Here is an 11816-nt window from a genome sequence, read left to right as displayed (position 1 = left end):
CCTGCCGAAGGCTGTATTCCCGCGCCGTGCTACGTCGACCAGGCATAGGCTTAGACGGCCTCGTTGGACTCGTCCTCGAACGCTGCGAACAGCGGTTCGTCTTCAACGATTTCAGCTTCTGCGATAGCGGCATAGTCGATCAGGCCTTCGGCGATCTCACGCAGGGCTACGACGGTAGGCTTGTCATTTTCCCACGCCACTTTCGGCTCTTTGCCGCCGGTCGCCAGTTGACGGGCACGCTTGGTAGAGAGCATGACCAGCTCAAAACGGTTATCCACGTGTTCTAGGCAGTCTTCAACGGTTACGCGGGCCATGGTCTTCCTCGTAGCAAATGCGGTATGCGCGCAGCCCGGATGGGCGAGCGGACTCGATAGTTTAAAAAATCACCAGCGTTTAGGGAAGCGCTGATTTTCAAACAGGCTGTCCAGCCGCTGCGCAGACACCTCAACGGTAACCTATCGCAGCGCGGAAAGCTTCATTTAAGCCAGTAATTGGCTCAATAGTTCGTTGAAGCGACCCTGCTGCTGGTCGAGTTGCAGCTTGTTGGCGCGGAAAATCGCCTTCAGGTCTTCCAGGGCAGTGGCGAAGTCATCGTTGATCACCACGAAGTCGTATTCGTTGTAGTGGCTCATTTCGCTGACGGCTTCGCGCATGCGCCCATCGATGATCTCGTCGCTGTCCTGGCCGCGGTTGGTCAGGCGCTGGCGCAGGGCCTGCTGGGTAGGCGGCAGAATAAAGATGGAGCGGGCGGCCGGCATCAGCTTGCGCACCTGCTGGGCGCCTTGCCAGTCGATTTCCAGGATCAGGTCATGGCCTTCGTCCAGGGTGCGCTGCAGTGCGCTCTGAGAGGTGCCATAGAGGTTGCCGAATACTTCGGCCTGCTCAAGGAAATCACCGTGCTCGATCATGCGCACGAACTCGGCGCGGTCGACGAAGTGGTAGTTCACGCCATCGGCTTCACCGGGGCGCATGGCGCGGGTGGTGTGCGAGACCGAGACGCGGATGTTCGGCTGGGCGTCGATCAAGGCCTTGACCAGGCTGGTCTTGCCTGCGCCCGAGGGGGCGGAAACGATATAAAGGGTGCCAGTGCTGTGGTTCATTCTGCGGTTTGCCTTACTCAATATTCTGCACTTGTTCACGCATCTGCTCGATCAACACCTTGAGGTTGACCGCAGCCTGGGTGCTGCGCGGGTCGAAGGCCTTGGAGCCCAGTGTGTTCGCTTCGCGGTTGAGTTCCTGCATCAGGAAGTCCAGGCGCCGGCCCGCTGCGCCGCCGGTTTTCAGCACCCGGCGCACCTCGGTGACATGGGTGGTCAGGCGGTCGAGCTCTTCGGCCACGTCGCTTTTCTGGGCCAGCAGCACCATTTCCTGCTCAAGGCGCTGGGGGTCCAGTTCGGCTTGCATGTCGGCGAAGCGGTCAAGGATCTTCTGACGTTGCACGCCGAGCATGTGCGGCACCTGGGCACGCAGTGTCTTGACCTCTTCACTCATGGCGTCGAGCCGGTCGTTGATCAGCCGCGCCAGTTCGCTGCCTTCGCGGTCGCGGCCGGCTTTCAATTCCCTGAGTGCCTCGTTGAACAGCTCGATAGCTTCCTGGTTCAGCGCCTGGGGGTCAGCGGCATCGGCCACCAGCACGCCCGGCCAGGCCAGTACTTCCAGCGGGTTCAGCGCTGCGGGTTGCTTGATCAGGCTGGCGACCGTTTCGGCGGCAGCCACCAGCTGTGCGGCGCGTTCGCGGTCAACCTGCAGCGGCTTGCCGCTGGTGACTTCGCAAAAGCGCAGGGTGCATTCCACCTTGCCACGGGAAATACCCTGGCGCAGCGCTTCGCGCACGGCGATTTCGAGGTCGCGGAACGCCTCCGGCAGACGCAGGTGCGGTTCCAGGTAACGATGGTTGACCGAGCGCAGCTCCCAACTGAGCGTCCCCTGGTTGCCCGCCCGTTCGACGCGGGCGAAGGCGGTCATGCTGTGCACCATGGGAGTACCTCGCAGAGTGGGATGAGAGCCGGATGGCTGCAAAGGCGCAGGATTGTAGCGCACCGGCAGGCCGGCGCCCAAACCATTGCTGTTACAGCATGTCGACCGTTGGGCCGAAAATTGTTTCCCCGGGGCCGCCTCTCAGGCTTGGAGCGGCCGCAGGATGCACGCAACTCGGGCATTAAATGATCACAGGTCTTATACTGCTCGGCAGTTTTCGTTCCTCAGTACAGGTATCCCAGATGAAACGTCCAAGTGGTCGCGCTGCCGATCAGCTTCGCTCGATCCGCATCACCCGCAACTACACCAAGCACGCCGAAGGGTCTGTACTGGTTGAGTTCGGTGATACCAAGGTGATCTGCACCGTCAGCGTCGAAAACGGCGTGCCGCGCTTCCTCAAGGGCCAGGGCCAAGGCTGGCTCACTGCCGAATACGGCATGTTGCCGCGCGCCACTGGCGAGCGTAACCAGCGTGAAGCGAGCAAGGGCAAACAGGGCGGCCGTACCCTGGAAATCCAGCGCCTGATCGGCCGTTCGCTGCGTGCCGCGCTGGACATGTCCAAGCTGGGCGACATCACCCTGTACGTCGACTGCGACGTGATTCAGGCGGACGGCGGTACTCGCACCGCGTCCATCACCGGTGCCATGGTGGCCCTGGTCGACGCCCTGAAGGTGGTCAAGAAGCGTGGCGGCCTGAAAGGCGGCGACCCGCTCAAGCACATGATTTCCGCGGTGTCGGTGGGCATGTACCAGGGCGAGCCAGTGCTGGACCTGGACTACCTGGAAGACTCGGCCGCCGAGACCGACCTGAACGTGGTGATGACCAGCACCGGTGGCTTCATCGAAGTGCAGGGCACGGCCGAAGGCGCGCCGTTCCAGCCTGAAGAGCTCAATGCCATGCTGGCGCTGGCGCAGAAAGGCATGGTTGACCTGTTCGAGCTGCAAAAAGCTGCCCTGGCGGACTGACCGGACTGTCGTCCCCAGCACCGCGCCGTATCAGGAACACGCAAAAAAGCCGACCTCGAAGGGTCGGCTTTTTTGTACCTCGGCCATTCAGATGGTCAAGGTCCAGTCATAGTCCACGATGAACGGGGCATGCTGGGAGAAGCGCGGCTGGCGTGGCAGGCGTGCGCTGCGCACGAAGCGCCGCAGGCCTGGGGTCAGCAGCTGGTAGTCGAACCGCCAGCCCAGGTTGAGCATTTCAGCCTGTTCGTTATCCGGCCACCAGCTGTACTGGTCGCCTTCGCGGCTCACTTCGCGCAGGGCATCCACATAGCCCATGTTGCCGACAATCTCATCCATCCAGGCGCGTTCAGGCGCCAGGAAGCCGGGAGATTGCTGGCTGTCGCGCCAGTTCTTGATGTCCAGCTTCTGCTGCGCCACATAGAGCGAGCCGCAGTAAATGTACTCGCGGCGCTTGCGGCGCTGCTTGTCCAGGTACTTGCCGAAGTCGTCCATCAACTTGAATTTCTGGTTCAAGTCTTCATCGCCATTCTGGCCCGAAGGCAACAGCAGGGTGGCGATGCTCAATTTGTCGAAGTCTGCTTGCAGGTAGCGCCCGTAGCGGTCGGCTGTCTCGAAGCCGAGGCCGCTGATTACCGCCTTGGGTTGCAACCGCGAGTAAAGCGCCACGCCACCTTGGGTGGGCACTTCGGCATCGCAGGCATAAAGGAAGTAGCCATCCAGTTGGAAGGCTGGGTCGTCCAGTTCAAAGGCGGAGGCACGAGTATCCTGCAGGCAGATGACGTCAGCATTCTGTGCTTGCAGCCAACTGAGCAAACCGCGCTCGACTGCCGCATGAATACCATTAACGTTCACACTGATGATCCGCATAAATGGCCCCAAAAATCTCGTGCGTGTATGATACCCGAGCTCCACTCATTTAGCTAAAGCCGTGGTATTCGGGACTTTTTTCATGCACGCCTATCAACGCGACTTCATTCGTTTTGCCATCGATCGCGGGGTACTGCGTTTCGGTGAGTTCACCCTGAAATCCGGGCGCACCAGTCCTTATTTCTTCAATGCCGGCCTGTTCAACACCGGCACCGCCCTGGCTCAGCTGGGTAAATATTATGCCGCGGCCGTGGTTGAAAGCGGCATCGCTTTCGATGTGCTGTTTGGCCCAGCCTACAAGGGCATCCCGCTGGCAGCCGCCACCGCGGTGCAACTGGCCGAGCATCACGGCATCGATATTCCGTGGTGCTTCAACCGCAAGGAAGCCAAGGACCACGGCGAAGGCGGCAGCCTGGTGGGCTCGCCGCTGGAAGGCGACATCCTGATCATCGACGACGTGATCACCGCCGGCACCGCCATTCGCGAAGTCATGCAGATCATCAATGCCCAGAAAGCCAAGGCAGCGGGCGTACTGATCGCCCTGAACCGCCAGGAACGTGGCAACGGTGAACTGTCTGCTATCCAGGAAGTGGAGCGCGACTTCGGTATTCCGGTAGTCAGCATCGTCTCCCTGGACCAGGTGCTGGAGTTCCTGGCCGATGACGCCGAGCTCAAGCAGCATCTTCCGGCCGTCCAGGCCTACCGCGCCCAGTACGGTATCTGACTGGGTGACCGGCGTGCGGGCCTGCGCCGCGTTCTGCCTGCTCGTGGTGTTGTGCTGCCCGCAGGCGGAGGCCGCTGACGGTCCGCCGCTGGTGTTCTATCGCTACGTGGACAGCCATGGCGTGACCGTGATGGACCGCCAGGGCGTACCGCCCGAATACGTCGGCAAAGGCTACGAAGTGCTCAATGCCCAGGGCCGGGTAGTGCAAACCGTGCCGCCCGCGCCCAGCGCCGACGAGATTCGCCAGCAACAGGCGGCCACCGCCCGGGCGGCCGCCGATGTGCAATTGCTGCACCTGTACCCTTCCGTCGATGAAGTAGACCGCGCCCGTGGCCGACGGCTGTCGGAGGTCGACGGCCTGGTGGCGCTTGCCAATGGCAACCTTCAAACCCTGCAGGGCCAGCAGGCTACCTTGCAGGCACAGGCCGCCGAATTGCAGCGCAACGGGCATGCGGTGCCGCAGGAGCTGCAGGATCAGATCAAGGGGTTGCAAGGCCAGCAGGCCGATGTAAAGGCGCGGATCGTCAACTACCAGGCTATTCGCCAGCAGGTGGACCAGCAGTTTGCCCAGGACCGGGCGAGGGTGCAGAAGCTTCTGGGGGAGTGATGCGACGAATTCAGTAGCCCCTGCAACTGCTGCGGGGGCTACCACGCCAATACAGATCAGTGACGCTTGCGGTTACTGATCATGGTGCCCATGCCGATATCGGTGAAGATCTCCAGCAGCACGGCGTTCGGCACGCGGCCATCGATGATGTGCGAGCTGGTCACGCCACCTTGCACCGCTTCCAGCGCACAGCGAATCTTGGGCAGCATGCCGCCGTAGATAGTGCCGTCGGCGATCAGGGCGTTGACCTGCTCGGTGTTCAGGCCGGTCAGCACGTTGCCTTCCTTGTCCATCAGGCCGGCGATGTTGGTCAGCAGCATCAGTTTCTCGGCCTTCAGGGCCTCGGCAACCTTGCCCGCCACCAGGTCGGCGTTGATGTTGTACGACTCACCGTCCGGGCCCACACCAATCGGTGCGATCACCGGAATGAAGTCACCCTTGACCAGCATGTTCAGCAGGTCGGTGTTCACACCCACCACTTCGCCCACATGGCCGATGTCGATGATTTCCGGCTTGGTCATCTCGGGCGTCTGGCGGCTGACCTGCAGCTTCTTGGCGCGGATCAGTTCCGCGTCCTTGCCGGTCAGGCCGATGGCGCTACCGCCATGGCGGTTGATCAGGTTGACGATGTCCTTGTTCACCTGGCCGCCCAGCACCATTTCCACCACGTCCATGGTCTGGGCGTCAGTGACGCGCATGCCGTCGATGAACTCGCTCTTGATCGACAGGCGATTGAGCAGGTCACCGATCTGCGGGCCACCGCCGTGCACGACCACCGGGTTGATGCCCACCGCCTTCATCAGCACGATGTCACGGGCAAAGCCGGTCTTGAGTTCTTCGCTCTCCATGGCGTTGCCGCCGTACTTGATCACCAGCGTCTTGCCGACGAAGCGGCGAATATAAGGCAGCGCTTCGGACAGTACCTTGGCGACGTTAGTGGCGGCATCACGTTCGAGGGTCATGCGGGGCTCCAGTGAAACGAATCAGAACGGTAGTTGGAGATCAGGGGCGATTTTCTTCAGTTCTGCGCGGAAAACGTTCTGGATGCGCTCGAGTTCCGCCTGGTCGTCGGCCTCGAAACGCAGCACCAGCACAGGCGTGGTGTTGGAGGCGCGTACCAGCCCCCAGCCCTTGGGATAGTCTACCCGCACACCGTCGATGGTGGTCAGGTTGGCGTCGCCCCACTGCGCGTCGCTTTGCAGAGCATCAATGATGCTGAATTTACCCTCGTCGGTCACATGTATATTGATTTCCGGGGTAGAAATATCGTTCGGGAAGGCCGCGAACAGGTCTTCGGCGCTGTCTTTTTCCTGGCTGAGGATCTCCAGCAGCCGCGCGGCGCTGTAGATGCCGTCGTCGAACCCGAACCAGCGCTCCTTGAAAAAGATGTGCCCGCTCATCTCGCCCGCCAGCAGCGCGCCGCTGATCTTCATCTGTTTCTTGATCAGCGAGTGGCCCGTTTTCCACATGACCGGGCGGCCACCGTAGCCGGTGATCAGTGGGGTCAGGCGGCGGGTGCATTTGACGTCGAAGATAATGTCGGCGCCCGGGTTGCGCGACACCACGTCCTTGGCGAAGAGCATCAACAGGCGGTCAGGGAATACCACGTTGCCTTTGTTGGTCACCACGCCCACGCGGTCACCGTCGCCATCGAAGGCCAGGCCCAGGTCGGCGTTGGTTTCCTTGACCTTGGCGATCAGGTCTTCAAGGTTTTCCAGCTTGCCCGGGTCCGGATGGTGGTTGGGGAAGTTGCCGTCGACGTCGCAGAACAGCGGAATCACTTCGCAACCCAGGGCTTCGATCAGCTGCGGGGCGATCACGCCGGCCGCGCCGTTGCCACAGTCCACCACGACTTTGAGTTTCTTGGCCAGGACGATGTCGTCCTTGATCTGCTTGAAGTAGCGATCCAGGATCTCGACTTTCTCGATGGTGCCCTTGCCACTGGCCAGGTCGTTGTTCTTCAGGCGGTCATGCAGGGCCTGGATTTGCTCGTTGGCCAGCGTGTCGCCAGCGATGACGATCTTGAAGCCGTTGTAGTCCCGAGGGTTGTGGCTGCCGGTGAGCATCACGCCCGATTTGCCGGCCAGCACGTTGGCGGCGTAGTACAGCGCGGGTGTCGGCACCAGGCCGACATCGCTGACATGGCAGCCGCAATCGGCGATGCCCTGGATCAGTTGCTGCACCAGCACTGGGCCTGACAGGCGGCCGTCACGGCCAACGGCAACATGGGGCTCGCCCTGGGCGAGGCTTTGCGAGCCAATGGCACGGCCGATCCAGTAGGCGGTCTCGGCGGTCAAGGTGTCACCGAAAACCCCACGGATGTCGTAGGCGCGAAAGATGCTGTCGGGGAACTGGGGTGCGACGTGCGCTTGGCTGTTCATAGCGTTGAGGTGCTCCATTCTCAGGGGGTCCTGATCGTCGTCGGGGATAGCGATATCGAGTAGGTCGGTATCTTGATGCAACGATCCTGCCGGGCTGAACACCGCTTTCCCGGCCAGGGGTGCCACACGGCCAAGGCTCTGCGCCGCGACCGTCGGGCTGTCATGCCGGTTGCCCTGCAACGACAGCCTGGCAAGGCTCGCGGCCACGATATTGAGCTCCGGCAGGCTCAAACTGAAGGCTTTGACGGCTTTTCCGCCCGAGAGTTCTTGTATCAGTTGGGACAATTGTCGGGCATCGGCTGCCAACTGTGCGCGCAGGCGACGTGCCAGCAGGGACAGCGCCAGCCATGCGCCACCAATGGCCACTATTAGTGCCAGCACCCAGCAGAGCAGGCTGCGCCACTGCAACGGGGGCTTGAACAGGGTGCCCGGGGTGAGTGTCAGGGTCCAGTTTCCCGCATGCACCGGGTAACGCTGGTCCAGTACACCGACGCCGGTCTTGAACAATGTCTGGACAGGGCCCTGGTCGAATTGCTGCTCCAGTACCCATTCACCGGCATCGGCCGGCAGGGCGCTGAATTCCGAGGTCACGCGCCCGAGGTCGAAGCTTAGCAGCAGGGTGCCCAGAATGCTGGAGTCGGTGGCGTCACGCACGGGCGCAAGGCTGTAGACCAGCCAACGGTCACCGACTTTCTGTGCCTGAAGGGCTGGGGCAGTGCCTGATTCAGCCTGGCGGATGAGGTCGAGAGTGACAAAGTTGATCGGTGAAGGGCGGTCACTGTCCAGCGCGGCCTGGCCTTTGCCCACGGCGTAGGCGTCGATCAGGCCTGGCAGGTAACCCAAGGCCACCACCAGGTTCGTGGCGTGGGCCGGGTTCTGCACCGCTTGCAGCACTTGCTGCTGGTGGGCCGCGCCGTCGGTCTCGGCGGCCAGCACGGCGATGTGCTTGTGCAGCACCTGGCCCTCGCTGTTGGCCGAAGCCTGGGCCACCGAGCGGTAGACGGCGTCAGGGGAGGGGCTGGGCAGCCCCAGGCCGACGAGCACGGTCGCCACGGCCAAGGCCATGCCGGCGACCCACAGGGCGGCACGAACCTGGGGCGTGCTGGTCTCGGTAGCGCCAACATGGCCGCTTGCTGTGAAGTCGTTCACCGCGCATCTCCCTTTGACGGTCGGCTACCGGCGCCGCCCCTTGGCTGTCATTCCAGCGTAGTCAATGGCTGCCCGAGTGGCCGAACCCCCCAGCACCGCGCTGGGTTTCGTCGAATGTATCGACCAGTTCGAAGTGCGCTTGAACCACAGGTACCAACACCAGCTGCGCGATGCGTTCGCCGATGGCGATGTTGAAGGCCGTCTGGCCGCGGTTCCAGCAGGACACCATCAGTTCGCCCTGGTAGTCCGAGTCGATCAGCCCCACCAGGTTGCCCAGCACGATGCCGTGTTTGTGGCCCAGGCCGGAGCGCGGCAGGATCAGCGCAGCCAGGCCCGGATCGCCAACGTAGATGGACAGGCCGGTGGGAATGAGGATGGTCTGGCCCGGCTCCAGGACGGTGTCCTCCTTGAGCATGGCACGCAGGTCCAGGCCGGCGGAGCCTGGGGTGGCGTACTGGGGCAGGGGGAATTCGCTGCCGATGCGGGGGTCGAGAATCTTGGCTTGCAAAGCGTGCATGGTTAAACCTGGTCTAGCCGTTGGGCGATAAAGGAAACGATCTGGCGGGCGATCTTGCCCTTGCTGGTCTGGGTGAACACCGTGGTGTTGAGCCCGCGGTCAATCAGGCTGACCGCATTTTCCTCGCTGTTGAAGCCGATGCTGGGGTTGGCCACGTCATTGGCGACAATCAGGTCGAGGTTCTTGTCCTTGAGTTTGCGTGCCGCGTAATCGAGCAGGTGCTCGGTCTCGGCGGCGAAGCCGACGCTGAACGGGCGGTCGGGACGCGTGGCGATAGTGGCCAGGATGTCCGGGTTGCGTACCATTTGCAGGAGAAGGCCGTCGCCGTTTGTAGGGTCTTTCTTCAGTTTTTGTGGCGCAACGACTTCCGGACGGTAGTCGGCCACGGCGGCCGAGGCAATGAACACGTCACAGGGGGTCGCGGCCTCGCAGGCGGCCAGCATGTCGCGGGCACTGACCACGTCGATGCGCTGCACGCGGTCTGGCGTCGGCAGATGCACCGGGCCACTGATCAGGGTCACGCGGGCGCCGGCTTCCACCGCGGCTTCCGCCAGGGCAAAGCCCATTTTCCCGGAGCTGTGGTTGGTGATGTAGCGCACCGGGTCGATGTTTTCCTGGGTCGGGCCGGCGGTGATGACCACGTGCTTGCCGGTCAGCGACTGGCGCTGGAAGCAGTCGGCGGCGCATTGGGCCAGCTCGGTGGCCTCCAGCATACGGCCCAGGCCGATGTCACCGCAGGCCTGGCTACCTGCCGCGGGGCCGAACACCTTCATGTCGCGGCTTTGCAGCAGGCGCAGGTTGGCCTGGGTGGCCGGGTCGCGCCACATGGCCTGGTTCATGGCCGGGGCCAGGGCCACGGTGGCATCCGTGGCGAGCACCAGGGTGGTCAGCAGGTCGTTGGCCAGGCCCTGGGCCAGGCGCGCGATCAGGTCGGCGGTCGCCGGGGCGATCAGCACCAGGTCGGCCCACTTGGCCAGCTCGATATGGCCCATGGCGGCTTCGGCGGCCGGGTCCAGCAGGTCCAGGTGCACAGGGTGGCCCGACAGCGCCTGCATGGTCAGCGGGGTGATGAATTCAGCGCCGCCGCGGGTCATGACCACGCGCACTTCGGCGCCCTGGTCCAGAAGCCTGCGAACCAGCTCGGCGCTCTTGTAGGCGGCGATGCCGCCGCCGACGCCCAGAACGATGCGTTTTCGATACAGCCGCTGCATAGGCCTGCCTTCAGATCCAGTGATGACGCTCGGTGATGGCACCTCCCCGGGCCGGCTCACCGTGCAAAAAAGATGGGCTAAGATAGCACAGCGCTCATTGGGGAGCAGCGAGCACACTGGCAGGGAGCCGCTATGAGTATTCAAAATTGGCCGGTAGCCGAACGGCCCAGGGAAAAGCTGTTGAGGCAAGGTGCGGCAAGCCTTTCGGATGCGGAGCTGCTGGCCATTTTTCTGCGCACGGGGGTTCCCGGGAAGTCGGCCGTGGATCTGGCGCGCGAGCTGATCAGCCGCTTTGGTGGCTTGCGCGAGCTGGTCGCTGCGGATCAGGTCGCTTTCAGCGAGCAGGCGGGATTAGGGCCGGCGAAATTCGCTCAGTTGCAGGCGGTAATGGAGATGGGGCGTCGTCACCTGGCGGAGCAGCTGTACAAGGAACCCTCCCTGGAGAGTCCGGCTGCCGTGCGTGATTACCTCAAGGCGGTCCTGCGGCATGAGGCTCGCGAGGTGTTTGGGTGCTTGTTTCTGGACACCAAGCATCGTCCGCTGGGATTCGAGATCCTTTTTCAAGGCTCGATCGACAGCGCGAGCGTGTACCCCAGGGAAGTGATCAAGCGCGCGTTGGCTCGCAACGCGGCGGCGTTGATCCTTGCCCACAACCACCCTTCCGGAAACCCGCAGCCCAGCCAGGCGGACCGGGTGCTCACCCAGCGGCTCAAGGAGTCGCTGGAATACGTTGAGGTGCGCGTGCTGGACCACTTTATCGTGGGGGAGGGGGAGCCATTGTCGATGGTGGAATACGGATGGCTCTGACCTGATTCAAGTCGGGTCGTCATGCCGCGACAGGCACGGCACCTGCCGCAGTCGCAAAGCTTGCGCTGCGGCGGGTGATTACCAGTCTTCCGGGCGTTCAGCGTGCTGACGCAGGATTCGATAGATCAGCAACTTATTGCCTTTGACCGTGTAAACCGCACGGTAGGGGTATTTCGAAAAGAGCAACTCCCTGCAATCGGGAATATCAGAAGGCCTGCCAAGCTGCGGGAAGGCGTCCAGGGTGCTGAGTGCTTCCAGTACGCTGAAGGCGACCGCTTCCGCTCTTTCATTGCCAATCAAGCGAGCGTAATGCTCGAAAATTCCGTCGAGGTCACTTTCCGCTTTGCTGGTCAATGCAATTTTTGGCACGCGCTTCCCACTTAGCCTTCACGGCATCCAATTCGATTAGGTTACCCGCTTCAGCATCGGCGATACCCTCAGCCACTGCGCGAAAATGCCAGGACTCTGTCTCGATATAGCGCGCCAATGCCCGTTTCAGATGGTATTGGCGGTCCCGGTCGGTCGCCTCGGCCAATTGATCAAGCTGGCTGATCAGCTCGGAATCCACTCGGAAGGACAGGACGGGTGAGGCCATGGTAGCGCTCCAGATC

14 protein-coding genes are annotated in these 11816 nt (G+C 62.4%); 4 read left to right on the top strand and 10 right to left on the bottom strand.

Going from position 1 to position 11816, the window contains the following annotated elements:
- Nucleotides 1-50: 50 nt before the first annotated feature.
- The 3 genes from rpoZ to HWQ56_RS28015 all read right to left on the bottom strand — a co-directional run bounded on the left by rpoZ (nucleotide 51) and on the right by HWQ56_RS28015 (nucleotide 1977).
- A complete protein-coding gene (rpoZ, locus tag HWQ56_RS28025) occupies nucleotides 51-314 on the bottom strand; it encodes a DNA-directed RNA polymerase subunit omega (protein ID WP_007921129.1) in 264 nt (87 codons plus the stop codon).
- Nucleotides 315-479: 165 nt separating this feature from the next.
- A complete protein-coding gene (gene gmk, locus HWQ56_RS28020) occupies nucleotides 480-1100 on the bottom strand; it encodes a guanylate kinase (protein ID WP_158152798.1) in 621 nt (206 codons plus the stop codon).
- Nucleotides 1101-1113: 13 nt separating this feature from the next.
- Nucleotides 1114-1977, bottom strand: a complete 864-nt coding sequence (locus tag HWQ56_RS28015; protein ID WP_176572255.1) for a YicC/YloC family endoribonuclease — start codon at nucleotides 1975-1977, stop codon at nucleotides 1114-1116.
- Nucleotides 1978-2219: 242 nt separating this feature from the next.
- Between HWQ56_RS28015 and rph the strand changes: the two genes are divergently transcribed.
- Complete coding sequence (gene rph, locus HWQ56_RS28010) at nucleotides 2220-2942, top strand: ribonuclease PH (protein ID WP_158152800.1); 723 nt, start codon at nucleotides 2220-2222, stop codon at nucleotides 2940-2942.
- A gap of 87 nt (nucleotides 2943-3029) precedes the next feature.
- Here rph and HWQ56_RS28005 read toward each other — a convergent pair whose 3' ends face one another.
- A complete protein-coding gene (locus tag HWQ56_RS28005) occupies nucleotides 3030-3809 on the bottom strand; it encodes an exodeoxyribonuclease III (protein WP_008366828.1) in 780 nt (259 codons plus the stop codon).
- Nucleotides 3810-3891: 82 nt separating this feature from the next.
- On the opposite strand from HWQ56_RS28005, the gene pyrE reads away from it, so the two are divergent.
- The gene (gene pyrE, locus HWQ56_RS28000; RefSeq protein WP_158152801.1) at nucleotides 3892-4533 is read left to right on the top strand and encodes an orotate phosphoribosyltransferase; all 642 of its coding nucleotides are present in this window, start codon (nucleotides 3892-3894) and stop codon (nucleotides 4531-4533) included.
- On the top strand, nucleotides 4469-5140 hold the full coding sequence (locus HWQ56_RS27995) for a DUF4124 domain-containing protein (protein ID WP_233270802.1): 672 nt from the start codon (nucleotides 4469-4471) through the stop codon (nucleotides 5138-5140). The genes pyrE and HWQ56_RS27995 overlap by 65 nt, the downstream gene beginning before the upstream one ends.
- 56 nt (nucleotides 5141-5196) lie before the next feature.
- Here the strand turns inward: HWQ56_RS27995 and argB are convergent, their stop codons facing one another.
- From argB to coaBC, 4 genes are all read right to left on the bottom strand, one after another.
- A complete protein-coding gene (gene argB / locus HWQ56_RS27990) occupies nucleotides 5197-6102 on the bottom strand; it encodes an acetylglutamate kinase (RefSeq protein WP_158152802.1) in 906 nt (301 codons plus the stop codon).
- Nucleotides 6103-6123: 21 nt separating this feature from the next.
- Nucleotides 6124-7521: a phosphomannomutase/phosphoglucomutase gene (algC, locus tag HWQ56_RS28970; RefSeq protein ID WP_199267040.1), complete on the bottom strand. Its 1398-nt coding sequence runs from the start codon at nucleotides 7519-7521 to the stop codon at nucleotides 6124-6126.
- Between the two features lie 1210 nt (nucleotides 7522-8731).
- Nucleotides 8732-9187, bottom strand: a complete 456-nt coding sequence (gene dut / locus HWQ56_RS27980; protein ID WP_158152803.1) for a dUTP diphosphatase — start codon at nucleotides 9185-9187, stop codon at nucleotides 8732-8734.
- 2 nt (nucleotides 9188-9189) lie between these two features.
- Complete coding sequence (gene coaBC, locus HWQ56_RS27975; RefSeq protein WP_176572254.1) at nucleotides 9190-10398, bottom strand: bifunctional phosphopantothenoylcysteine decarboxylase/phosphopantothenate--cysteine ligase CoaBC; 1209 nt, start codon at nucleotides 10396-10398, stop codon at nucleotides 9190-9192.
- 132 nt (nucleotides 10399-10530) lie between these two features.
- Here coaBC and radC point away from each other — a divergent pair, with 132 nt between their 5' ends.
- A complete protein-coding gene (radC, locus tag HWQ56_RS27970) occupies nucleotides 10531-11205 on the top strand; it encodes a RadC family protein (RefSeq protein ID WP_176572253.1) in 675 nt (224 codons plus the stop codon).
- A gap of 78 nt (nucleotides 11206-11283) precedes the next feature.
- On the opposite strand, the gene HWQ56_RS27965 is transcribed toward radC, so the two are convergent.
- Nucleotides 11284-11574, bottom strand: coding sequence for a type II toxin-antitoxin system RelE/ParE family toxin (locus tag HWQ56_RS27965; protein ID WP_176572252.1), 291 nt, complete (start codon nucleotides 11572-11574; stop codon nucleotides 11284-11286).
- A complete protein-coding gene (locus HWQ56_RS27960) occupies nucleotides 11537-11800 on the bottom strand; it encodes a CopG family ribbon-helix-helix protein (protein ID WP_176572251.1) in 264 nt (87 codons plus the stop codon). Before HWQ56_RS27960 ends, HWQ56_RS27965 begins: the two co-directional genes overlap by 38 nt.
- Nucleotides 11801-11816: the final 16 nt, after the last annotated feature.

This window comes from Pseudomonas eucalypticola, assembly GCF_013374995.1.
Taxonomy (GTDB): domain Bacteria; phylum Pseudomonadota; class Gammaproteobacteria; order Pseudomonadales; family Pseudomonadaceae; genus Aquipseudomonas; species Aquipseudomonas eucalypticola.
This window is presented reverse-complemented; position numbering and strand designations above follow the sequence as displayed.